21 protein-coding genes are annotated in these 23,303 nt (G+C 64.9%); 14 read left to right on the forward strand and 7 right to left on the reverse strand.

The window, feature by feature from the left end:
• Window positions 1–134: 134 nt before the first annotated feature.
• The 5 genes from ACSQ3E_RS17165 to speB all read right to left on the reverse strand — a co-directional run bounded on the left by ACSQ3E_RS17165 (window position 135) and on the right by speB (window position 4,569).
• On the reverse strand, window positions 135–1,223 hold the full coding sequence (locus ACSQ3E_RS17165; protein WP_310320427.1) for an ABC transporter substrate-binding protein: 1,089 nt from the start codon (window positions 1,221–1,223) through the stop codon (window positions 135–137).
• A 72-nt stretch (window positions 1,224–1,295) separates the two neighbouring features.
• Complete coding sequence (locus tag ACSQ3E_RS17170) at window positions 1,296–1,943, reverse strand: amino acid ABC transporter permease (RefSeq protein ID WP_115729727.1); 648 nt, start codon at window positions 1,941–1,943, stop codon at window positions 1,296–1,298.
• Complete coding sequence (locus tag ACSQ3E_RS17175; protein ID WP_310320431.1) at window positions 1,940–2,608, reverse strand: amino acid ABC transporter permease; 669 nt, start codon at window positions 2,606–2,608, stop codon at window positions 1,940–1,942. Before ACSQ3E_RS17175 ends, ACSQ3E_RS17170 begins: the two co-directional genes overlap by 4 nt.
• A gap of 3 nt (window positions 2,609–2,611) precedes the next feature.
• The gene (locus ACSQ3E_RS17180) at window positions 2,612–3,415 is read right to left on the reverse strand and encodes a transporter substrate-binding domain-containing protein (RefSeq protein WP_310320432.1); all 804 of its coding nucleotides are present in this window, start codon (window positions 3,413–3,415) and stop codon (window positions 2,612–2,614) included.
• 92 nt (window positions 3,416–3,507) lie between these two features.
• Window positions 3,508–4,569 carry an agmatinase gene (gene speB / locus ACSQ3E_RS17185; RefSeq protein ID WP_436123633.1) on the reverse strand — a complete coding sequence of 354 codons (1,062 nt, stop codon included), beginning with the start codon at window positions 4,567–4,569 and terminating at the stop codon, window positions 3,508–3,510.
• A gap of 211 nt (window positions 4,570–4,780) precedes the next feature.
• Between speB and gcvA the strand changes: the two genes are divergently transcribed.
• The 8 genes from gcvA (at window position 4,781) to ACSQ3E_RS17225 (ending at window position 13,730) form a co-directional block, all read left to right on the forward strand.
• Window positions 4,781–5,743 carry a transcriptional regulator GcvA gene (gene gcvA, locus ACSQ3E_RS17190; RefSeq protein WP_436123634.1) on the forward strand — a complete coding sequence of 321 codons (963 nt, stop codon included), beginning with the start codon at window positions 4,781–4,783 and terminating at the stop codon, window positions 5,741–5,743.
• Between the two features lie 152 nt (window positions 5,744–5,895).
• Window positions 5,896–7,200, forward strand: coding sequence for a nicotinate phosphoribosyltransferase (pncB, locus tag ACSQ3E_RS17195; protein ID WP_436123635.1), 1,305 nt, complete (start codon window positions 5,896–5,898; stop codon window positions 7,198–7,200).
• Window positions 7,201–7,318: 118 nt separating this feature from the next.
• Window positions 7,319–8,764, forward strand: a complete 1,446-nt coding sequence (locus ACSQ3E_RS17200) for a hypothetical protein (RefSeq protein ID WP_436123636.1) — start codon at window positions 7,319–7,321, stop codon at window positions 8,762–8,764.
• Between the two features lie 154 nt (window positions 8,765–8,918).
• Window positions 8,919–10,223, forward strand: coding sequence for an ABC transporter substrate-binding protein (locus tag ACSQ3E_RS17205; protein ID WP_436123637.1), 1,305 nt, complete (start codon window positions 8,919–8,921; stop codon window positions 10,221–10,223).
• Between the two features lie 225 nt (window positions 10,224–10,448).
• Window positions 10,449–11,330, forward strand: a complete 882-nt coding sequence (locus tag ACSQ3E_RS17210) for a branched-chain amino acid ABC transporter permease (RefSeq protein WP_436123655.1) — start codon at window positions 10,449–10,451, stop codon at window positions 11,328–11,330.
• Window positions 11,327–12,292: a branched-chain amino acid ABC transporter permease gene (locus ACSQ3E_RS17215; protein WP_436123638.1), complete on the forward strand. Its 966-nt coding sequence runs from the start codon at window positions 11,327–11,329 to the stop codon at window positions 12,290–12,292. Before ACSQ3E_RS17210 ends, ACSQ3E_RS17215 begins: the two co-directional genes overlap by 4 nt.
• Window positions 12,289–13,026: an ABC transporter ATP-binding protein gene (locus tag ACSQ3E_RS17220; RefSeq protein ID WP_436123639.1), complete on the forward strand. Its 738-nt coding sequence runs from the start codon at window positions 12,289–12,291 to the stop codon at window positions 13,024–13,026. The genes ACSQ3E_RS17215 and ACSQ3E_RS17220 overlap by 4 nt, the downstream gene beginning before the upstream one ends.
• A complete protein-coding gene (locus ACSQ3E_RS17225) occupies window positions 13,023–13,730 on the forward strand; it encodes an ABC transporter ATP-binding protein (RefSeq protein ID WP_436123640.1) in 708 nt (235 codons plus the stop codon). The genes ACSQ3E_RS17220 and ACSQ3E_RS17225 overlap by 4 nt, the downstream gene beginning before the upstream one ends.
• Here the strand turns inward: ACSQ3E_RS17225 and ACSQ3E_RS17230 are convergent.
• Both ACSQ3E_RS17230 and pncA read right to left on the reverse strand, forming a co-directional pair.
• A complete protein-coding gene (locus tag ACSQ3E_RS17230) occupies window positions 13,727–15,154 on the reverse strand; it encodes a sodium:proton antiporter (protein WP_436123641.1) in 1,428 nt (475 codons plus the stop codon). The two genes, ACSQ3E_RS17225 and ACSQ3E_RS17230, sit on opposite strands and share 4 nt — an antisense overlap.
• Window positions 15,155–15,237: 83 nt before the next feature.
• Entirely contained in the window at window positions 15,238–15,837 is a 600-nt protein-coding gene (gene pncA / locus ACSQ3E_RS17235) for a bifunctional nicotinamidase/pyrazinamidase (protein ID WP_310320456.1), read from the reverse strand.
• Window positions 15,838–16,045: 208 nt separating this feature from the next.
• On the opposite strand from pncA, the gene ACSQ3E_RS17240 reads away from it, so the two are divergent.
• The 6 genes from ACSQ3E_RS17240 to ACSQ3E_RS17265 are packed head-to-tail and all read left to right on the forward strand — an operon-like array spanning window position 16,046 to window position 23,062.
• Complete coding sequence (locus ACSQ3E_RS17240) at window positions 16,046–16,903, forward strand: FAD binding domain-containing protein (RefSeq protein ID WP_436123642.1); 858 nt, start codon at window positions 16,046–16,048, stop codon at window positions 16,901–16,903.
• The gene (locus ACSQ3E_RS17245; RefSeq protein WP_436123643.1) at window positions 16,900–19,650 is read left to right on the forward strand and encodes a molybdopterin-dependent oxidoreductase; all 2,751 of its coding nucleotides are present in this window, start codon (window positions 16,900–16,902) and stop codon (window positions 19,648–19,650) included. Before ACSQ3E_RS17240 ends, ACSQ3E_RS17245 begins: the two co-directional genes overlap by 4 nt.
• Window positions 19,647–21,182, forward strand: coding sequence for a 6-hydroxynicotinate reductase (locus tag ACSQ3E_RS17250; RefSeq protein ID WP_436123644.1), 1,536 nt, complete (start codon window positions 19,647–19,649; stop codon window positions 21,180–21,182). Before ACSQ3E_RS17245 ends, ACSQ3E_RS17250 begins: the two co-directional genes overlap by 4 nt.
• Window positions 21,179–22,060: a UPF0280 family protein gene (locus tag ACSQ3E_RS17255; protein ID WP_436123645.1), complete on the forward strand. Its 882-nt coding sequence runs from the start codon at window positions 21,179–21,181 to the stop codon at window positions 22,058–22,060. Before ACSQ3E_RS17250 ends, ACSQ3E_RS17255 begins: the two co-directional genes overlap by 4 nt.
• The gene (locus ACSQ3E_RS17260; RefSeq protein ID WP_436123646.1) at window positions 22,053–22,637 is read left to right on the forward strand and encodes an amino acid synthesis family protein; all 585 of its coding nucleotides are present in this window, start codon (window positions 22,053–22,055) and stop codon (window positions 22,635–22,637) included. Before ACSQ3E_RS17255 ends, ACSQ3E_RS17260 begins: the two co-directional genes overlap by 8 nt.
• On the forward strand, window positions 22,634–23,062 hold the full coding sequence (locus tag ACSQ3E_RS17265) for a MarR family winged helix-turn-helix transcriptional regulator (protein ID WP_436123647.1): 429 nt from the start codon (window positions 22,634–22,636) through the stop codon (window positions 23,060–23,062). The genes ACSQ3E_RS17260 and ACSQ3E_RS17265 overlap by 4 nt, the downstream gene beginning before the upstream one ends.
• Window positions 23,063–23,303 lie beyond the last annotated feature (241 nt).

Consider the following 23,303-nt stretch of genomic DNA (forward strand, 5'->3'; position numbering starts at 1 on the left):
AGCAAAAGCGCTGTTACCCTCCCCGGGGAGGGTCGGCGCGAAGCGACGGGGTGGGGGGCTGCAAGCTCAGTGTTTCGCGGACCCCCACCCGGCCCTGCGGGCCACCCTCCCCACAAGGGGGAGGGTAATCCAGATCAGCCGACGATCAGCTCGGTCCACTTCTGGTTAATCCAGTCGGCCTTGGTGGTGTAGAGGTCGTAGCGCGGGATGATCGGCGGGATGTCGGACGACACGCCGGCAAACTGTTCCGGCGTCAGATCGAGCAGCTCGCGCTTGACCGTCGGTGCGGTGCCGACCTTGCGCGACATCAGCGACTGCACGGCGGGCTGGCACATGTGGTCGATGAAGGCGTGCGCCTCGTCGGTCTTCTTCGAGGCGCGCGACAGCACCCACGAACCGGAATCCTGGATGCCGCCTTCCTTCGGGAAGGTCGAGCGCACCGGCTGGCCTTCGGCCGCGGCGAGACCGGTGACGTCATGGTAATACTGGCCCATCGGGATTTCGCCCGACTTCAGCGCCTGCTCGAACTGCGCCTCGTCGCGATACCACAGCCGCACGTTCGGCTTGACCTCGGCGAGCTTCTCCAGCGCCTTCTGGATGCCCTCCTCGGTGTCGAGCGCCTTGGTGCCGCCCATGAAGGTGGTGGCGGTCACTTCGAGCAGGAACGAGTTGGAGGCGAGCGCCAGCAGGCCGAGCTTGTCGGCGTTGGCCGGATCCCAGAACGCCGCCCAGCTGTCGGGCGCGGTCGGGAAGACGTTGGTGTTGGTCACCAGCGTGATGTACCAGGCCACAGCACCAATGCCGGCGACGCGGCCATCCGGATACTTGTTGACGAAGTGGTCGATCAGGTTCGCGCTGTTCTTGATCTTGGCGAGGTCGAGCGGCGCCCACAGCTCGGTCGACTGGCCCTTCAGCATCGAGGTCTGCGACATCATCGAAAGGTCGGCCGGGGCCTGGCCAGCCTTGGCCGCCTGCTCCAGCTGCACCAGCCAGGCTTCGCCAGTCGGCTCGGCGACCGATTCCACCGCGATGCCGGTCGACTTGGTGAATTCGGGGAAGATGTGCTCGTCGAACGACTTCTTGAAGTAGCCGCCATAGACGCCGATCTTGATCGACTTGTCCTGGGCGCGCAGGATCGATGGCATCGCCAAAAGGCTCGCCGAAGCGACGCCGGCGCCCAGCACGGCGCGCCGGCTGATCGGGTGGTTCAGAATCTTGCTCATGCTAGTTCTCCTCATTTATTGCCGGCTTTGTGCCGGCTGTTCCCACGGGTTCTTATGATGATGGAGTGTCGTTCAGCGTGCTGCGGCGCGGGCCTCCAATGAACGTGCATACTGGGTCAGCGGGTAGCAGAGCACGAAGAAGATCAGTGCCACCAGCCCGTAGACGGTGAAGGGTTCGAACGTCGCGTTGTTGATGGCGTTCGAGGTCCTGAGCAGTTCCTCAAAGCCGATGATCGAGGTCAGCGCCGTTGCCTTGATCAACTGTACGAGGAAGCCGACAACCGGCGCCCGCGTGATGGCGAAGGCTTGCGGCAGGATGATCAGGCGCAGCTCCTGGATGTAATGCAGGCCAAGGCTGGCGCCGGCATCCCACTGGCCGCGCGGCAAGGCATCGACGCCGCTGCGCCAGATCTCGGCGAGATAGGCGCTGGCAAAGAAGGTCAGGCCGAGCACCGCGGCCGTCCACGGCTCGATGCGGAAGCCCAGCATCGGCAGGCCGAAGAACATCAGGAAAAGCTGCATCAGCAAGGGAGTGCCCTGGAACAGCGCGATGTAGCCGCTGGCGAAGCGACGTGCCCACTTGGCCTTGGAGATGCGCAAAAACAGGATGATCACACCGACGATGCCGCCGCCGACGAAGGCCGCGATCGACAAAAGCACGGTCCAGCGCGTGGCGAAGATCAGGTTGCGCAGGATGTCCCAGAAGGTGAACTCGATCATGACACACCCGCCGAGAGCGTGCGACGGCCGACGCCGACGAGAAGACGGCGCAACACGACCGACAGGCCGAGATAGATCATCGCCACGACGAAATAGGTTTCGAACGGACGGAAGGTCCGCGCCTGCAGCATATCGGCCTCGTAGGTGAGTTCACTCACTGCGATCTGCGACACGACCGAAGACTCGAGCATCATGATCACGATCTGGCTCGTCAGCGCGGGGAAGATGACCTTCAGTGCCTGCGGCAACACAATCTTGACGAAGACCTGGCGTGGCCGCAAGCCCAAAGCAGCGGCAGCCTCGCGCTGGCCCTTCGGCACCGCGTCGAGGCCGGCGCCGACGATCTCGGTGGTGTAGGCGGCCATGTTGAGCGTCATCGCCAGGATCGCGGCAACGATTGGATCGAGCCGGATGCCGAGGCTCGGCAGGCCGAAGAAGATGAAGAACAGCTGCACCAGGAACGGCGTGTTCCTGATCACCTCGACATAAACAGTGATGGCGCGCTGGAGCCATTTCGGCCCGCTGCGGCGGCCGGCGGCGGCCAGCACGCTGATCAGCGTGCCGGCAATCGTCGTCACCACGATCAGCAGGACCGTCATGGCGGCACCGCGGGCGATTGCGCCCACGGCACCTTCAAGCCAGCCGAAGTCGAGGCTGTAGCTCACCGATCAATCCTTGAGGTTTTCGGGGTTGAGCGGAACCTTGAGCCATTCTTCCGACGACTTCGACAGCCGGCCATCGGTGAGCATCGCGGCGACCGTGTCGTTGATGACCTTCTTCAGGCCGTCCTCTTTCTTGTTGAGGCCGATATGCGACGGCGAGGTCAAAAGCTGGAACTTCTGCTCCGGCTTCAGCGCCTCCTGGCGTGCCAGGACCTGGGCGCCGACGTCGTTGCCGACCACCATCAGCTGGGTCTGGCCCGAGATGAAGGCCTGGATGACGGCGTTGTAGTTGTCGAAGCGCTTGATGTCGGCGCCGGCAGGTGCCGCCTCGGTCAGAGAAGTGTCTTCCAGCGTACCGCGATTGACGGCGATCGACTTGTCGGCGAGGTCTTCCTTGCCGGCGACCTTGAGCTCGGCGGGGCCAATCACGGCGATGTAGTAGGGCGCGTAGGCGGCGGCGAAGTCGATGACCTCTTCGCGCTCCTTGGAGTAGCCAACGCTCATCAGAAGGTCGACGCGCTTGTCGGTCAGGTAGGGAATGCGGTTCTGGCCGGTCACCGGCACCGGGTTGAGCTTGACCTTGAGCGCATCGGCGATCGCCTGCGCCACGTCCATGTCATAACCCTTGAGGCTCATGTCGGCGCTGGCCGAGGAGAAGGGCGGGAAATCGGCGAAGACGCCGACATTGATCTGGCCGGCCTTGGCGATGTCTTCCAGTGCGTCGGCATTGGCGGGCTGCACTGCGAAGATGGCGGTGCCTGCGACAAGCAGGGCCGCTGCCGTCGATTGCAGGAGCGTCTTGATGTTCATGTCGTGCTTCCCTCTGGGATGTTTGTTGTTGAACTGTCGCGTTAGCACCTGGCCGCCGCTTCCCAAACAGCGGCCAGTCGAAATTGCTGTGGTTATGCGCCCTTGTTGGTGACGAAGGGGCTGAACAGCATCAGGCTGAGGATTTCGAACAGGACCTGGGCGCCGGCATGCGCCGTGTTGGTGGTCGAATCATACTGCGGCGCGACCTCAACGACGTCGCCGCCGACAAGGTTGAGGCCCTTCAGGCCACGCACGATCTCGAGCACCTCGCGCGTCGTCAGCCCACCCACTTCGGGCGTGCCTGTGCCGGGCGCAAAGGCCGGGTCGAGGCTGTCAATGTCGAAGGACAGATAGGTAGGGCCGTCGCCGACGATCTTCTTGGCCTTCTCGATGACCGCCTGGATACCCATGCCACTGACCTCTTCGGCGTGGATGATGGTCATGCCGGATTCGTAGGAAAACTCCCACAGATATTCGGCCGAACCGCGGATGCCGATCTGGATGACGCGGCTCGGGTCGAGCACGCCATCGAGCACCGCGTTGCGGAACGGGCCGCCATGGTGGAACTTGGTCAGGTCGTAGGCGCCGCCGGTGTCGCAATGGGCGTCGATGTGGATCATGCCGACCGGACGCTTCTTGCCGACCGCCTTGAGGATCGGATGGGTGATCGAGTGGTCGCCGCCGACCGACAGCGGCACCACGCCGGCGTCGACGATCTGGCCGATGCGGCGCTCGATGTCCTCATGACTGAGCTCGAGCCGGTAGCGGCTACGGAAGGGTACGTCGCCGATGTCGGCCACGCGCAGCTCCTGAACTGGAGCGCAGTCGAGCACGTGATTGTAGGGCCCGATGCGCTCGATGGTGCGCAGCGCGCGCGGACCGAAGCGCGAGCCCGGACGGTTGGTGACGCCGAGATCCATCGGCACGCCGATCATCGCCACCTGCAGGTCGCCGAAATCGGGATTGTCGTTGTCGACCTGGAGGTAAGGTGCCGTCAGGAATGTCGGGATGCCCGAATAGGGCGCGAGCCGGGTGCCAGCCTTGTTGAAGATCTTGTCGGCGACACGGCGGAATTTCGGGTCGAACAGATCGCCGCCATGGCCCTCGCCATACTTCTTGCGCAGCTCGTCGAGCTTTTTGACGTCGAAACCCATGGTGTCCTCCTGTGGTCCGAGATGGCAATGCGGGGCGATCGCCTGCGGCCGTCCGCTCCCAGCGGTCAGCCTGATACCTCGTGTTCCCCGCATGCTTTTTGGTTGTTATGAGGCGAGTTTCCGGCAGCACCGTTGAAATAGCAATTGATAATGTTAAGGTCTGCGGTGTGAGAATTTCTCACAGTCGATGCCTCTCCCAGGCGGAGTTTTGATGTCCCGGCGCCTGCCCCCGCTCAACCCGCTGCGCGCCTTCGAGGCGACCGCCCGCCATGGCTCGCTGACCAAGGCGGCGGGCGAGCTCAACGTCACCCATGGCGCCATCAGCCACCAGATCCGGGCGCTGGAAGCCACCTTGAAGGTCAAGCTTTTGGAGCGCAGCGGCTCGCGCCTCAAGCTCACCCCGCAAGGCGCCGAGCTCCTGCCCGCCGTCACCGGCGCCTTCGAAAGCATCGCGTCGGCCACCGCGCGCATGACCCGCCCGACGAGCTCGGGCAAGCTCACCGTCTCTTGCGTTCCGGCACTGCTGTCCTTGTGGCTGGTGCCGCGCATCGGCGGCTTCACCGCGCAATATCCCGGCATCAGCCTCAGCCTCAACGCCTCCAACGACCCGCGCGACATCCATGCCCCCGACGTCGATGTCTGCATGCTCTATGGCGACGGCAGCTGGACCGACTGCTGGCTGAAGAAGTGGTCGACGCTCGAGCTGTTTCCCGTCGTCAGCCCGACCCTGATCAACAACCGGCCGATCCGCAGCGTGCGCGACCTGTCCGACCACGTCCTTTTGCATGCCGACGATGGCCGCGAATGGCATACTTGGCTCGCCGCCGCCGATGCGCTTGACGTCAGGCCGGTGCAGCAGCATCGCATGTCGGGTGCGAGCCTGACCACCGAGGCCGCCGTCCACGGCCACGGCCTGGCGCTCGGCGACAGCGTCACTGCGTCGGGCATGCTCGCCAAGGGCCAGCTCGTCACGCCGTTCAACCTGTCGGTGCCGGCCGTCGATGCCTTCTACATCGTCTGCCGCAACGAGGTGAAATCGGCGCCCATCGCCCAGGTCTTCATCGACTGGCTGTTCGCCGAGCGCGAGGAACTCCCCGCCCGCACCGAACAGGCCGTCACCGGCCAGATCAGCATCCGCAAGCGGCGCGGCCAGAAGGCGACCGCCGCCGGCTAGCGGCTAACTTGATTGGACGATGCAACTATAGGGCCAGGGTTGCTTTTTTCGCGTCTTAAGCTTGATCGCCCGGGCGCTATATCCCAATGCTGTCGACGAGGATGCGGCGCGCCTGCACGACAGGTGGATGCGCCAAGGAGGACTGAAGCGGCATGGCCAGGACCGACATTGCACGGCGGGTGTACAACCACACCTGGAAGCTCGATCCGATCGTGCGTTCGCTGCTCGACACGGACTTCTACAAACTCCTGATGCTGCAGATGATCTGGGGCATGCACCCCAAGGTCGACGCCACCTTTTCGCTGATCAACCGCGCCACCTCAGTCAAGCTCGCCGAAGAAATCGACGAGGGCGAGTTGCGCGAGCAGCTCGACCACGCCCGCACCTTGCGCTTCTCCAAAAAGGAGATGATCTGGCTCGGCGGTAACAATTTCTACGGCCGCAAGCAGATCTTCGAGCCCGAGTTCCTGGCCTGGCTCGAGAATTTCCAGCTGCCGCCCTATCACCTCGAAAAGCGCGACGGCCAGTATGAGCTGACTTTCGCCGGCCCCTGGGTGATGACCTCGATGTGGGAAATCCCCGCACTCGCCATCATCAACGAGCTGCGCTCGCGCTCGGCGATGAAAGCCTTCGGCCCCTTCGCGCTCGACGTGCTCTACGCCCGCGCCAAGGCCAAGATGTGGGACAAGACCGAGCGGCTCAAGATGCTGCCCGAGATCAAGATCTCCGACTTCGGCACCCGCCGCCGCCACTCCTTCCTGTGGCAGCGCTGGTGCGTCGAAGCGCTCAAGGAAGGCATCGGCGACGCCTTCACCGGTACTTCCAACGTTCTGCTCGCCATGGACACCGACCTCGAGGCGCTCGGCACCAACGCGCATGAGCTGCCGATGGTCTATGCCGCGCTTGCCAATAGCGAGGACGAACTCAAGCAGTCGCCCTACAAGGTGCTGCGCGACTGGCAGCGCTATTATGGCGGCAACCTGCTGATCGTGCTTCCCGATGCCTTTGGCACGGCCGCCTTCCTGCGCGACGCGCCAGACTGGGTCGCCGACTGGACCGGCTTCCGCCCCGACAGCGCCCCGCCGATCGAAGGCGGTGAGCGCATCATCGAGTGGTGGCGCAAGAAGGGCCAGGACCCGCGCTCGAAGCTCCTGATCTTCTCCGACGGCCTCGACGTCGACACCATCATCGAGACCTACCGCCACTTCGAGGGCAAGGTGCGCATGTCCTTCGGCTGGGGCACCAACCTCACCAACGACTTCGAGGGCTGCGCCCCCAAGGAAACCGACCGCCTCAACGCGATTTCGCTGGTCTGCAAGGTCACCGAAGCCAACGGCCGCCCCGCCGTCAAGCTCTCCGACAACCCCGCCAAGGCCACCGGCGACAAAAAGGAGATCGCCCGCTATTTGCGCATCTTCGGTGAAAAGGACCGGGTGGAGCAGCTGGTGAAGGTTTAGGGGCGAACGGACTTGGGTTCGTAGAGCTACGCTAGGCCGCCAGCGTCGCCGTCACCATTCCGGTGACTGTCTCAGCGCCCTTCCCGCGACCCAAGCCATATGGCACATCGGAAACGTCATGCGGGGATCCAGCACCCAAACCATCCAGCGCGTTACGACGGCAGTGATCGCCGCATGCGCCGCGCTCGCATCGCAAACCTCCCCTACCTTCGCCCATGCTTCCGACCGTGGCCATGTCCTACTATTGCCGACTGGGCACTACATAGCCGGCGCAGCGTTTGCGGTGGCGGCGAGTTTTCTCGTGCTGGCGCTGCTACCGCCGGCGCGGCTGGTGGCCTTCTGGCGAAAGCGCCTGCCGCTCGGTTCGATCCCCGACCTCAGGTTGTCGGCGAGCCTCGCCGCCTTCGCCGTCTTCGCGGCCTTGATCACGGCCGGCTTCACCGGCTCGCGCGACCCGCTGTCCAACCCACTGCCGCTGACAATCTGGACGCTGCTCTGGGTCGGACTGACGCTCGTCCAGGGCCTGTTCGGCAATCTCTGGTACTGGCTCAACCCATGGTACGGGCCGTATCGCCTGGTCACTGTAGCGTTGGGTGCCAAAGCCCGGAGCAACGCCCAGCTCAAACTGCCCCATTGGCTCGGCTACTGGCCGGCAGTCTTCCTGTTCCTCGCTTTTGCCTGGTTCGAGCTGATCGACCCGGCGCCCGACGATCCGGCGCGCCTCGCCATGGCCGCGGGCCTCTACTGGCTCGTCTCCTTCGCCGCCATGCTGGCCTTCGGCTTCGAGCGCTGGAGCCGGCAGGGCGAATTCCTGTCGGCCTTCTTTGCCATGGTCGGCCGCTTCGGCATCGTCGAGGCCAGTAAGGACAGCTCCCGCCTGCGCCTTGCGCTGTGCTGGCCCGGCGCGAAGCTTTGCGAGGCGGAAGCGCTGCCGCCCTCGGGTGCACTGTTCCTGCTCGCGACGCTTGCCTCGGTGTCGTTCGACGGCTTCTCGAAAACCTTCTTCTGGCTCGGGTTCAACGGCATCAACCCGCTCGAACTGCCCGGCCGCTCGGCGCTGGTGGCCACCAACAGCCTCGGCCTGATAGCGATGTTCGTTGCCCTCGCCGGCGTCGGGCTGCTCGCGGTCGTGGCAGGCGAAAGGTTGGTCCGCAGTGCCGTGCCGCTGCCCAAGGCCGCCGGCCTGTTCGTCTGGTCGATCGTGCCGATCGCGCTCGCGTATCACTTCTCGCACTATCTGACGGCACTTCTGGTCAACGGCCAATACGCGCTGGTGGCGCTGTCCGACCCGTTCGCCAGGGGCTGGAACCTGTTCGGCACCGCCCACATGCCGGTCGAGGCCGGCATCGCCATGGGCGCGCATTCGGCCTGGCTGCTGTGGAACCTGCAGGCACTTGCGATCGTCGGTGGGCACGTGCTGGCAGTGCTCGTCGCCCATGTGCTTGCCTGGCGGCTGCACCCCAGTGCGGCCAGCGCCTCGCTCAGCCAGTTGCCGCTCACCGTGCTGATGATCGGCTACACCGTTTTCGGCCTCTGGCTGCTCTCGACAGCAACGGCGGGATAGTGCAAATGCAGGTGGATTTTGACCTTGGGGAAGCAACTATTGCCACCTCTCGGGATTGGTGATCTAGTTTGTATACATGCAATTTTTCGCCGTCGGCGGAAGGGCTGCCAATCCGCACGATCGTTGGTCAAAAGACACGGCAAGGGGACAGGGCATGACTGACAGCAATCGCTTCTTCGACCTCGGCAAATCGCGCCTCAGCCGCCGCACGGCACTCAAGGGCCTCGCCGCCGGCGCCGGCCTGATGGCGGCACCGGGCTTCGTTCGCTATTCGCAGGCGCAATCCTCCGCACCGATCAAGATCGGCTTCCAGGCCCACCGCACCGGCATAGGTGCCGCCTATGGCCGCTGGTACGAAAAGACGACCAACGCCGCGGTCAAGCTGATCAACGACGCCGGCGGCATCAATGGTCGGCCTGTCGAGATCGTCGTCGAGGATGATGGCACCGACCCCAAGCGCGGCGCCGAAGTGGTCGCCAAATTCGCTTCCCAGCACAAGACCGACATCGTCTTCGGCACGCTGTTTTCGCATGTCGTCGTCGGTTCGGCGCCGACCGCCGGCGAGCTCAAGATCCCTTACTACGTCGTCAGCGAAGGCTACCACGTCGCCTCGGGCAAGCTGAACCGCTGGGTCTTCCAGCCGGGCATCACCGACGTGCGTTCGCAGGTCACCTCGGTCGCGCCCTGGGTCGCGGCCAACCTCGGCAAGAAGGTGACGATGATCTATCCGGACTATGCCTTCGGCTACGATCACCGCGACTACTTCGCGCCGGCCATCAAGGCGCAGGGCGGCGAGGTGGTGGCGCAGATCCCGATCCCGCCGACCGAAAGCTCGTTCACCAAATACCTGCCGCAGATCCCTGCGGACACTGAGGTGCTGTACCACGTCATGGTCGGCCCCGGTGTTCTGACCTTCGTCAAGGAGCTCGGCGAGTTCTACGGCTCGAACAAGCCGCAGCTGTTCGGCTTCATCGACTCACTCGAGGCCGTCGACATCAACAGCCCGGGCCTCGAATTCCTCGACGGCAGCCATTTCTGGGAAGGCTCGCCGCGCTACGCGCAGGCCAATGACAGCGAAGCGCAGAAAGCCTATCGCGCTGCCGTCGGCATCGACGACAATGGCGCCTCGACGGCTGACGCCAAGGACGTGTCGACCGCCGCACACATGTTCGGCTGCTGGGAAACGCTCTACGTCATCAAGAAAGCAATGGAGGATTCAGGCTACAAGGGCCCCGAGGATCGCGCCAAGCTTGTCGAGGCGACCGAGGCGCTGACCGAGTTCAAGGAAGGCCCCGAGCATCCCCAGGGCGACAAGAAGTTCAACGGCAAGATCCACCAGGTCTTCGGCCACCAGAACATCTCCAAGGTCGAAGGCGGCAAGCTCAACGTCGTCCACCGGACCTCGATCGAGGACGGTTTGTACGAGCCGGAAGCGGACTACACGACGCAGCCGCTGTGAGGGTGCGACGGTAGACTTGCTTGCAATGCGCTCTACGTCGCCCCCCTCTGGCCTGCCGGCCATCTCCCCCACAAGGGGGGAGATCGGCAGCTCCGTCGTCGCTGCCACCTTGCACCGTCCGTGGTTGGCGCAGACATCAGCATCAGCTGATCTCCCCCCTTGTGGGGGAGATGGCCGGCAGGCCAGAGGGGGGCGCGACAAAGCGCAACCCAGGTGGGTTGCCTAGTGGCCTTCTTCCCGCATCTCCTGCTTGCCACGCTCGAAGGGCTGGTCACCTCGGCGGTGCTGGCGCTAACGGCGCTTGGGTTGTCGCTGGTGTTTGGCGTGATGCGCATCGTTAATGTCGCGCATGGCGAGTTTTTCATGCTCGGCGCCGTGCTTGCCTGGGCGATCACCACAACCGTCAGCGGCCACCCGGCGCTCGGCTTCGCCGCAGCGCTGGTGCTGTCGCCGCTGATTGTCGGCGCCATCGCATGGGCGTCAGAGCGGCTGGTGCTGCGCCGGCTCGAATACAATCCCGAGGCGACCATCGTTGCCACCATCGGCCTGCTCTACATCATCCAGCAGCTGGCGCTGACCTTCTACGGCCCCGAAGCGCGGCCGGTGACGCCGCCCTTCAACATCCGCATCCAGCTGCCCTGGTTCGGCTACTCCGGCTACAAACTGTCGATCATCGCAGCCTCGGCGCTTTTGCTGCTCGCCACTTGGCTGGTGCTGACCCGCACAAGGATCGGCCTGATCATGCGAGCAACGCAATATGACCGCGAGACGGCCCTTGCCTTCGGCATCCCGGTCGGCCGCGTCTATGGCGCGGTGTTCGCGCTCGGCGCCATGCTGGCGGCAATCGCCGCCGTGCTGATCGTGCCGATCCAGCAGGCGCATTACCTGATGGGTCTCGACCCGCTGCTTTTGTCGTTCATCGTCGTCATCATCGGCGGCCTCGGCTCGCTGCGCGGCACTGTCATCGCAGCACTGCTGATCGGGGTCTCCGACGGCATCATCTCGGTGTTCTTCTCGCCGACACTGGCCAAGATCATCGCCACGCTCGTCGTCGCCATGGTGCTGGTGTTCCGGCCGCAGGGCCTGTTCGGAACGGCAACGAAATGAGCGGCGACGCGACGACGGCCAAGGTCTACGCGCTGCATGCAGCGGTCATCGCCCTGCTCGTAGCCCTCAACTTCATCCTGCCCGAATATCATCACGGCGTCTTGGCACGCGTGCTGGTGCTGGCCGTCTTCGCCATGGGCTACAACCTGCTGTTCGGCTATGTCGGGCTCTTGAGCCTCGGCCATGCCATGTTCTTCGCCGCCGGGCTCTATGGCGCAGGCCTGCCGCTCTATCATCTCGGCTGGGGCGTGGTGCCAGCCTTTGCCGGCGGCATCGGCGTCGGCTTCGTCGTGTCGCTTGTCGTCGGCCTGCTAGCGCTCAGGACATCGGGCGTCGCCTTCATGATCGTGACCATGATGTTCGCCCAGGTGTTTTATCTCACCACGCTCTATTTCGGCGAATGGACCCGCGGCGACGAAGGGCTGGTGCTGCAGCAGCAAGCCCGCCAAATCACGCTGGGCACGGAAACGCTCGACCTGACCAACCCAACAACGCGCTATTTGCTCGCGGTGGCGCTGTTTGCCGCTGCCCTGATTGCCACGCTCGCCATCGTCCGCTCGCGCCATGGCCGCGTGCTGGTCGCGATCCGCGAAAACGAGGAGCGGACGAAGATGCTCGGCTACGACACCTTCGCCAACAAGCTGGCGGCAGTCGTCACCTCGGGCGTCATCTGCGCCGCAGCCGGCGCCGCCTACGCGCTGCTGTTCGGCTATGTCGGCTCGACCTTCGCCTCGGTGCAATATTCGATCCTGCCGCTGCTTTGGGTGTTGCTCGGCGGTGCGGCAACCACGCTCGGACCGCTGATCGGCACGCTGTTCATGTACTACGTCATCGACATCACCAGCGGCTTCACCTCAGCCTACATGCTGGTGGTCGGCGCGATGCTGATCCTGCTCGTGCTGTGGTTCCGCAAGGGCGTTCTCGGCACGCTACGCGAACGCTGGCTCGGATGGCTGCCATGACGGCGCTTCTGACCACCAAAGGCCTGTCGCGCCATTTCGGCGGCCTGCGCGCCGTCGACGATGTCGATTTCACGCTCGAGCCGGGCGAGATCAGGGCGGTGATCGGCCCCAACGGTGCCGGCAAGACCACCTTCGTCAGCCTCGTCTGCGGGCGCTACGCGCCGAGCGCAGGAAGCATCGTGTTCGATGGCGAGGACATCACCGAGATGCCGGCGCATCTGAGGGTCCGGCGGGGTATCGCCTACACGTTCCAGATCACCAGCGTTTTCGCCAATCTCAGCGCCTACGAAAATGTCGCCCTGCCGGTGCAGCGCACGCTGACCGACGGCCGATCGCGCGGCGCGGTGCGGCAAGGGGCGATGGAAGCGCTGGAGCGTGTCGGCCTCGCCAGCCGCGCGCATGAGCAAGCCGGCGCCCTGGCCTATGGCCACCAGCGGCTGCTCGAGGTGGCGATGGGCCTGGCGCTCAAGCCAAGGCTGCTCATCCTCGACGAGCCGACGCAGGGCCTGTCGGACGGTGAGATCGAAAACTTCATCGCCCTGGTACGCGAGATCGCCCGCGACGCCACCGTGCTTTTGATCGAGCACAACATGCCCGTCGTCATGGAACTGGCCCGGCGCATCACCGTGTTCAACGCCGGCAGGATCCTCGCCGAAGGCAGCCCAGCCGAGATCCGCGCCAACGCTGCGGTTCAGGAAGCCTATCTCGGCACAGCGCAGGAGGCCGGCGCATGAATGCGGCCCTGACGATATCAGGCCTCGACTGCTTCTACGGCGAAGTGCGGGTGTTGCACGGCCTCGACCTCGAACTGCGCAAGGGCGAGGTGCTGTGCCTGCTCGGCCGCAACGGCGCTGGCAAGACCACGACGCTGAAGGCGATCATGGGGCTGGTGCCGGCGCGCGCGGGCTCGATCAGGCTGGGCGCGCGCGAACTGACCGAGTTGCCGGCGCACGAGGTGCCGAAGGCGGGCGTCGCCTACGTGCCGCAGGGCCGCCGGCTGTTCGCCGAGTTGACCGTCGCCGAAAACATCGAGATCGGCCTGATGACCCGCAACAAAGGCAAGGCGGTGCGCGACAGCGTGCTCGACCTGTTTCCGCTGTTGCGCGACCGGCTGAAGCAGCGCTCCGGCACGTTGTCGGGCGGCGAGCAGCAGATGCTGGCCATGGCGCGTGCGCTGTGCGTCGAACCCGAGGTTCTGCTGCTCGACGAGCCGACCGAAGGCCTGATGCCGTCGATGATCGCCAAGATTCGCGAGACCGTGGCCGGGCTGCGCGCGCGCGGCGTCTCGACCATCCTCGTCGAACAGCGCGTCGACGCCGTGCTGCCCGTCGCCGACCGCGTCGCCTTCATCGAAAACGGCCGCAACCGCGAGACCGTGGATGTCGCACGGCTGCGTGAGGACACTGGAATGGTCAGGCGTTATGTCGGCGTGGGCTAGCCAAAGAAGACCAGACCCGCGATCAGGAAGGTCGGGATCAGCACCGCGCCCGACCACAGCATGTAGCCGAAGAAGCCGGGCATCCTGACCCCGCTTTCCCTGGCGATGGCATAGACCATGAAGTTCGGCGCGTTGCCTATATAGGTGTTGGCGCCCATGAACACGGCACCCGCCGAGATCGCTACCAGCGTGGTGGCAAACGTCGTCATCAACGCCTGCGGGTCCCCGCCAGCAAGCTCGAAGAAGACCAGATAGGTCGGCGCATTGTCGAGGAAGGATGACAGCGCGCCGGTCAGCCAGAAGTAGGCGAGGTTGCTGGGCTCGCCGCCCGGCCCGGTGACCAGCGACACAAGCGGCGCGAAGGAACCGTCGAGCCCTGCGCGCAGAATGGCAATGACCGGTACGATGCAAATGAAGATGCCTGCAAACAGCTTGGCGACCTCTGTTATCGGACCCCAGGAGAAGCCGTTGGCGGCGCGGTATTCCTTGCGGGTGACTGACAGCGAGACGAAGGCCAGCGCCAGGATGATGACGTCGCGGGCGAGGTTCTGCAGCTCGACATCGACGCCATAGACCGAGAACGCGATCCCCGGCTTCCACGACGCCGACATCAGGATCGCGGCGATGACGCCGGCGAGCAGGGCGATGTTGGCGAGGCCACGAATGCGCACCTTTGAATGCGGCGTCGGATCCTTGACCTTGGGCTGCCCCGCCTCACGCCTGTGGAAGTGCAAGTCAACGACAAGGAAGGCGGCGAGCACGATGCCGCCGACCAGCAGCGCCTCGCGCCAGAGATGGGTGGTCGTCCAGAAGAAGTCGACCCCACGCAGGAAGCCGACAAACAGCGGCGGGTCGCCCAGCGGCGTCAGCGAGCCGCCGATGTTGGACACCAGGAAGATGAAGAAGACGATGACATGCGCGTTGAACGGCCGGTTGTCGTTTGCGCGGATCACCGGGCGGATCATGATCATCGAGGCGCCCGTCGTGCCGACGACGGAGGCAAGCAGCGCGCCGATGACCAGCAGCCCGGCATTGACCAGCGGCGTGCCCTGGATGTTGCCCGCCACCAGGATGCCGCCCGAGATGGTGAACAGGGCGAACAAAAGGATGATGAATGACATGTATTCGAGCAGCAGCGTGTGCAGCACCGCCTCTGCCGAGACGGCGAAACCGAAAGACAGCGCCATCGGTACCACCACCAGTGCCGCCCAGCTGGCCGTGATCTTGCCGTAGTGATGCTCCCAGACATGCGGGTAGAGCAGCGGCCCGGTTGCGATGGAGAGCAGCAATCCCGCAAACGGCAGCACCCATAGGAGCGACATCGACGCGCCGGGCAGCCCTTGCTCGGCGGCCAGCGCCGAACCCGCACTCACCAGCAGGCCGGCCAGCGCCAGTGACGCTGCCGCAAGACGCGAACTCTTCATGCTTTCCCCTCAGAACCGGCGTTTGCGCCGGGCATTGTTTTCGAATTTCGTGCAGGTAGCGCCGGATGGCCGACGTCGGGCAATCAGACCAGCTTGACGCCGGCGTCGCGCATCTTGCCGATCATGGTGTCGAGGGAGCCGCCCAGATCGATCGCGCGGCAGGCATCGAGGCGCACCGTGGTGGCGAAACCGTGCTTGACCGCGTCGAGCGCCGAATAGGCGACGCAGAAATCGGTGGCGAGGCCAACAAGGGTTATCGAAGCGACGTCGCGCTCGCGCAGATACCCGGCAAGTCCCGTCGGCGTGAAGCGGTCATTCTCGAAAAACGCCGAATAGCTGTCGATGTTCGAGCGAAAACCCTTGCGGACGACAAGTTCGGCCTTGGACCAGGCGAGCCCGGAATGGAAATCGGCGCCACGGCTGCCCTGGATGCAATGATCCGGCCACAGCGTCTGCGGGCCATAGGACATGCGCACGCTTTCGAAAGGCTGCTTGCCGGGATGGCTCGACGCGAAGCTCGAATGGCCAGCGGGGTGCCAATCCTGGGTCAAAAGCACATGCTCGCTGTTGCGGATGAGGTCGTTGACCAGCGGAATGATCTCGTCACCGCCATTCACGGCAAGCGCACCGCCCGGGCAAAAGTCGTTCTGCAGGTCGACGACGATAAGCGCATCCGTGGCCATACGGGCTCCATTTTGATCCAATTGGTACCGCCTTGGCAGCAAGCCGCCGAAATTCGACCAGATGGCGCCTTGCGTCAACCGTCAACTTGGCAAAGCGCGACCCACCGGGAAGTGATCCGGCGAAGTAAAGCCAGGCTTTGACAAAAGATCGCGGCAGGTTATCACTTGTGTACGAATGAAATGTCCGGCCACCGCCGGGAGGCATTGCGTGACCCGTTACGCGAAACCCAAGTCACTCGACGAAGCGCTGGCGCTGCTCAGCGAGGGTTCGTGGCGAGTGCTGGCGGGCGCGACGGACTTCTATCCCGCCTTAGGCAACCGGCCCCTGCAGCATGATGTAATCGATATCAACGGTATCGATGTGCTGCGCGGAGTGACCGAAAACGACAGTCATATCGTCATAGGCGCACGCACGAGCTGGGCCGCGATCGACAAGACGCCGCTGCCGCCGGCTTTCGACGCGCTGAAGCAGGCGGCACGCGAGATCGGCTCGATCCAGATCCAGAACGTCGCTTCGCTAGCCGGCAACATATGCAACGCCTCGCCGGCGGCGGATGGGGTGCCAGCGTTGATGATCCTCGACGCCGAGGTCGAGCTGCGCTCGCGCCACGAGCTGCGTATCCTGCCGCTCGGTGAGTTCATCACAGGCAACCGCCGCACGAAACTGCGCGAGGACGAGCTGGTGACGGCGCTGCGCATCCCCAAGGCAAGCACCGCTGGCCGTTCGGCCTTCGTCAAACTGGGCGCGCGGCGCTATCTCGTCATTTCGATCGCCATGGCGGCGGCAAGGGTCGCGCTCGGCGCCGACGGGCGGATCGCCTACGCAGCGATTTCGGTGGGATCCTGCTCGGCGGTGGCACAAAGGCTGCACACCCTGGAAGCAGCCGTTGCCGGGCAAAGGCCGGAAGCCATCGAAAACGCCGTTCAAGCCGCGGCGCTGAATGAATTGTCGCCGATCGACGATGTGCGCGGCAGCGCCGGGTACAGGCGAAGCGCGGCGCGCGAGATCGTGGCGCGGGCGCTTCTGCTTGCGACACATGGTTCGCAGAAACGGGCGGCGGCATGAAAACCGACCGGGCGCCGATCAGCTTCACTGTCAACGGCGCCGACGTGTCGGTGTCCGCTGCTCCGATGCGGCGCCTGTCGTCGGTGCTGCGCGACCACCTCAGGCTGACAGGCACCAAGGTCGGCTGCGACGCCGGCGATTGCGGCGCCTGTACCGTGCTGCTCGACGGCGAACCTGTCTGCGCCTGCCTGCTGCCGATGGCGTCGGTGGAAGGTGCTGCGGTCCGCACCGTGGAAGGGCTGGGCGACTTCTCAGCGCTGCAGGCGTCGTTCCTGGCATATGGCGCTGTACAATGCGGTTTCTGCACGCCCGGGCTGCTTGTGAGCGCGACCGCGCTGCTGGAGCGGGTGCCGCGACCAAGCGAACAACAGGTCCAGGACGCGCTCGGCGGGATTCTGTGCCGCTGCACCGGCTACCGCAAGATCGTCGAGGCGGTAATGGAGGCGTGGCGCTTTGTGCTGCCACCATCCCTCGATTTTCGCATGCCCCCGGCTGGTTCGGCTGTAGGCGCCTCGGCCATCAGGCTCGACGGCATTCCTAAGGTGACAGGCACCGAAACATTCGGCGGCGATTCATTTCCGGCTGATGCCCTGTCGGTGCTGGTGATCCGCTCGCCGCATCACCGCACCGCGTTTTCGTTTGGCGATCTCGACGGCTATGTCACGGATAATGCCGGCGTCGTGGCGGTTTTCACCGCCAGGGATATCCCCGGCATCAACAGCTTCGGCGTGATCCCGCCCTTTGCCGACCAGCCGGCGCTGGCAGAGGCAGAGACGCGCTTCCGAGGCGAGGCAGTGGCGTTGGTCGCCTGCGAGGGCTGGGCCGCGCGCGACCTCGATATCGCTGCTTTTCCCGTCATTTGGCGCGAATTGCCGGCAGCACTGGAACCCGCCGAGGCCCAAGCAGACGGCGCGACGCTCATCCACGCCAACCGGCCCGACAACCTGCTGGTGCGCGGCCTTGTCGAGCGCGGCGAGCCAGAAACTGCCTTGGCACAGGCCACATGCCTGGTCTCGGGCTCGATGCAGACCTCTTATGTCGAGCATGCCTACATCGAACCGGAAGCCGGCTATGCATTTATGGACGGCGACATGCTGACGATCGCTGCCTGCACCCAGGCGCCGCATCTCGACCGCGACGACACCGCCCGCATCCTGGGCCTCGCAGCGGAAAAGGTGCGGATCCTGCCGACGGCGACGGGCGGCGGCTTCGGCTCGAAGATCGACGTCTCGCTGCAACCGCTGATCGGGCTGGTGGCGCTCAAGACCGGGCGGCCAGCGGCGCTTACCTATAGCCGCACCGAATCGATGGCCTCGACGACCAAGCGACACCCGGCCACGATGCGGGCCACGCTCGGCGCCGACGCCGACGGCACCCTCCGCGGCATGGTGTTCGATGGCGAGTTCAACACCGGCGCCTATGCCAGTTTCGGCCCGACTGTCGCCAACCGCGTGCCGGTGCACGCCTCGGGCCCCTATGCCACGCCGAACTACCGCGCCGTTGCACGCGCCATCCACACCAATGGTCCGGTGTCGGGCGCCTTTCGCGGCTTCGGCGTGCCGCAGGCGACCCTCATGCAGGAAACTCTGCTCGACGAACTGGCCGTCAAGCTCGGCCTCGACCGGCTACAGATACGCTTGCGCAACGCACTTCGGAACGGCTCCGAAACGGTGACCGGACAACGACTTGAGGAGGGCGTCGGCATCGGCGACTGCCTCGAAGCGCTGCATCCACACTGGACACGCGCGCTGGCCGAAGCGAATGCCTTCAACGTGGCCAACGGCAAGGTCAAACGCGGCGTCGGCATCGCCTCGTGCTGGTATGGCTGCGGCAACACCTCGCTCCCCAACCCCTCGACAATCAAGCTCGGCCTCGCGCCCGAAGGCAAGGTCGTGCTGCACCAGGGTGCGGTCGACATCGGCCAGGGCGCCAACACCGTTATCGCCCAGATCGCCGCCGACGCGCTCGGCCTGCCGCTCGGCGATTTCGTGCTTCGAGGTGCCGACACCGCAATCACCCCCGACGCCGGCAAGACCTCGGCATCGCGCCAGACCTATGTCTCGGGCAAGGCGGCGGAAAAGGCGGCGAAAGCCTTGCGCGACAACATCCTGCGCTATGCCAATGTCTCGGCCGAAGCGTCACTACAGCTTTTGCCCGGCGGGCTGCTGCTCGTGCATGAGGGCGGCGAGCGGCGGCGCATCGACCTGACCTTGCTTGAGGCGGACAAGGACGGCCTCGTCTTCACCGCCGAGGAAAGCTACGACCCGCCGACGACCCCGCTCGACGCCAAGGGCCAGGGCAAACCTTACGCCGTCTACGGCTACGGTGCCCAGATCGCCGAGCTGGAGGTCGACATGGCGCTGGGCACGGTGCAACTGATCAAGATCACCGCAGCGCATGACGTTGGCCGCGCGATCAACCCGCTGCTCGCCGAAGGCCAGATCGAAGGTGGCATCGCTCAAGGCATCGGCATGGCGCTGATGGAAGAATACATTCCCGGCCGCACCGAGAACCTGCACGACTACCTGATCCCGACGATCGGCGACGTGCCGCCGATCGAAACCATACTGGTGGAAGTTCCGGATCCGGAAGGACCCTTTGGTGCCAAGGGTTTGGGCGAGCACGTGCTGATCCCGACGGCACCCGCCATCCTCAACGCCATCCGCCACGCAACCGGCGTTCTGGTGACCAAGGTACCGGCAACGCCGTCGCGAATCCTGGCGGCAATCGAGGAGGCACGTCGATGAACGAGCTTTCCGAGCGTTTCGAGACACATCCGGCCGGCGACAGACAGGCGGGCGAAAAGCTGCGCTGCGATGCCTGTCCCGTCATGTGCTACATCGCCGAGGGGCGCACCGGCGCCTGCGACCGCTATGGCAATTTCGGCGGCCGGATCGTGCGCGCCGACCCCGTCCGCGTGCTCGACTTCGCGATGGAAAGCGGCAGTGCCTTGGTGCCTTTCGGCGGCGAGGCGTGGGACGGCGAACTGGTCAGCACCGGCCGGCGCTTCGTCAGCGCCATCGGTGCCGGCACCACCTATCCCGACTACAAGCCAGCACCCTTCATCGTCAGCCAGGAGGTCGAAGGCGTCGATCTCGTCACTGTCGTGACCGAAGGCATCTTCTCCTACTGCGGCGTCAAGGTGAAGATCGACACCGACCGCCATCTCGGGCCCGAGACGGCGACAGTGCGCGCCCAGGGCGAGGCCATCGGCCATGTGACGACGGGCGAATACGGTTCGCAGATGTTGTCGCTTGGCGGCGTCCATCATTTGACTGGCGGTTCCAAGGCGGAAGGCCGGGTGACCTGCGCGGCACTGCTCGACCTGTGCAACAAGAAGCCGGTGGAACTCAGCATCGACGGCGGTGCGACTGTCGTCGTTGAAGCCGGCAAGCCGCCCGTCATCGATGGCACCGTCGAGCACCGAATGCGCGTCGGCTGCGGCTCGGCCACCATCGGCATGTTCGCCACGCAATGGCGCGGGCTCGTCGACGAGGTTGTTGTCGTCGACGACCACATTACCGGCGTCGTCTCCGAGCATCAGGCCGGCAAAGTGCTGGGCTGGGAGGATACCGGCATCAAGATTCTCGGCCACCGTTCGACGCCGGGCCGCTACTTCAAGGTATCGGAGCCTGGCCTCGGCTGGGGCGGCACCAGCATCTCCGACCCGCTCGAAATCCTCGGTGAATGGAACGCCAAGAAGGGCGCACGGCCCGGCCTGTCGCTGCTGATGGTTTCGACGACGGGCGAACAGTTCGCCTATTACGAACTCGACGACGCGCTGAAGCCGATCAAGAAGCCGTTTCCCGACAGACTGCGCAAGTCGGTCGGACTGATCGAGGACAATTGTGAGCCGGCTATGTGTACCGTGCTGTTCGTCGGCGGCGCCGGCGGCAGCCTGCGCGCCGGGGTCACGGAAAACCCTGTCAACCTGACGCGTTCGGTGCAGGGATTGAAGACCTATGTCACCGTTGGTGGCGCGCCCGTCTATGTCTGGCCGGGCGGCGGCATCACGCTGATGGTCGACGTCACCAGGGTACCCGACAACGCCTTCGGCTATGTGCCGACGCCGGCGCTGGTGGCGCCGATCGAGTTCACGCTTCGGCGCGACGACTATCTGGCGCTGGGCGGTTACGAAGGCGAGATCAGGAGCATCGACGACGTGCTCACGCGCGGCGGCGAGTATTTCAACGAACGGGCGACGGCAAAGGCCGGGACGGATAACCCCTGGCCCCCGCTGGCGCAACTGCGCCTGACGGCGCCGGGCGGGTTGTCATGAATGGCCCCGAAATCTCCTGGCTGCCCGACCGGCACCGCCTGCACTTCAACCACGGCCCCATCGACCTGATCGTCGAGGCTTTCGGCGAGGCCGAAGAGCTGCGTCGTGCCTACGGCCAGGCGGCGGAACGCTTCCAGACAATCCTTGGCGAAGTGGTTGAGGAACTCGCCGAGCTGCGCCGACCAGCATCATTGAGGCCCCGCAATTTCGACGGTCCGACGGCGCGCCGCATGGAAGCGGCCGTCGCACCGCTAGCCGGGCAGTTCATCACGCCGATGGCCGCCGTTGCCGGTTCGGTCGCCGACGAGATGATAGCGGCGATGGTCGCCGGCCGTTCGCTCGAGCGTGCCTATGTCAACAATGGCGGCGACATCGCCCTGTACATCGCCCCGGGCCACGAGCTCTCGGTGGCGATCGCCGGCACTGGCCATGGCCTTGGCGGCAGGCTGACGGTCCATTGGCAGGACGCGGTGCGCGGCATCGCCACCAGCGGCTGGCGCGGGCGCAGCTTTTCGCTCGGCATCGCCGATGCCGTGACGATACTCGCTTCGAGCGGGGCTGCGGCCGACGCGGCAGCCACACTGATCGCCAACGCCGTCGACCTGCCAGGCCACGCGGCGATCCAGCGTCGGCCGGCGCGGGAACTGGCGCCCGACAGCGACCTCGGCGACAGGCTGGTCACCACAGATGTCGCAGCACTTGCCCCCGCCGACATCGAGGTGGCGCTCGACGCCGGATTTTCCGTGGCCGAATCCTTGCGGCGGCAAGGGTCGATCCAGTCTGCAGCTCTATACCTAGGAGGCCGAACCCGCATAAGCGGCACGCATGAGCTTGCCGTAACCGATGGTGTGACAAGGGGGGAACCTGTCCATGCCTGACTTTCCGATCCGGAAGATCGCTGTAACGATCGAGGAAATCCTGCACGACGGAGGGCCACCCGCGCATATCCCCCGACGAAGAGCGGCAGCGCTCGCGGTGGTGAAGAACCCGTTCGCCGGCCGCTATGTCGAAGAGCTTGAGAGCGCGATGGAGGATCTGAAACCGCTCGGGCTGGTGCTGTCCGACCGGTTGATCGCAGCGCTGGGTGGCGATGCGAAGGCCATTGATGGTTATGGCAAGGGCGCCATCGTCGGCTCGGCCGGCGAACTGGAACATGGCGCGCTGTGGCATGTGCCCGGCGGCTACGCCATGCGCGAGCGGCTGGGCGAAGCCAAGGCGATCGTGCCCTCGGCCAAGAAGCTGGGCGCTTTCGGCGCGCGGCTCGACGTGCCGATCGGCCATGTCAACGCTGCTTATGTGCGCAGCCATTTCGACGCCATGGAAGTGGGGGTGCCCGACGGGCCGCGACCGGACGAGATCGTCTTTGCGCTGGTCATGACCTCGGGGCCGCGCATTCACGACCGCATGGGTGGATTGAAGGCCTCCGACATCAAGGCCTGGGATGGCTTGCGATGAGCCCTGATACCGCCGAAGGCACATATCAGGTCCAGGGACAGATCGGTTTTGTCCTGCGCAAGGCCAACCAGCGTCACGTCGCGATCTTCGCGACGCATATTGCGGACCTGACGCCACCGCAGTTCGCCGCGCTCGCCAAGCTGCGCGACGTCGGCGAAACCTCGCAGAACCAGCTTGGCGGCCTGATCGCCATGGATGCGGCCACCGTCAAGGGCGTCATCGACCGGCTCGCCGCCCGAGGGCTGGTGCAACTGGCCAAGCATGAGGTCGACAAGAGGCGCCTGATGGTAAAGCTGACCGACGAAGGCCATCGCCTCGTCGTCGAGCTCCTGCCACGGGCGCGCACGGTCACCGAGGAAACGTTGTCGCCGCTGTCGGCGAAGGACGCCGAAACACTGCTGCAGCTGCTGACGAAGATAAGTTAGGGGAATGGGGGAGTATGTGAGTAGGACAGTCAGCTTTTGTACTGCCCTATTCCCTTACTCCCCTACTGCCTTGTTCCCTTACTCCCCTCAATCCCCATACGGGACCCAGACGTTCTTGATCTCGATGGCGCGGCGGAGGAAGGCTTCGCCCTGGGCGGTCGGCCAGTCGAGGCTGCGGCCGTGACCGGTCCAGACACGCTTGAGATTGCCCGTAGATTCAGCCTCCGCCTTGGCGCAGATT

The sequence above is a fragment of the Aminobacter sp. LjRoot7 genome (assembly GCF_964252895.1).
In the GTDB taxonomy this organism is placed as follows: Bacteria; Pseudomonadota; Alphaproteobacteria; order Rhizobiales; family Rhizobiaceae; genus Aminobacter; species Aminobacter aminovorans_B.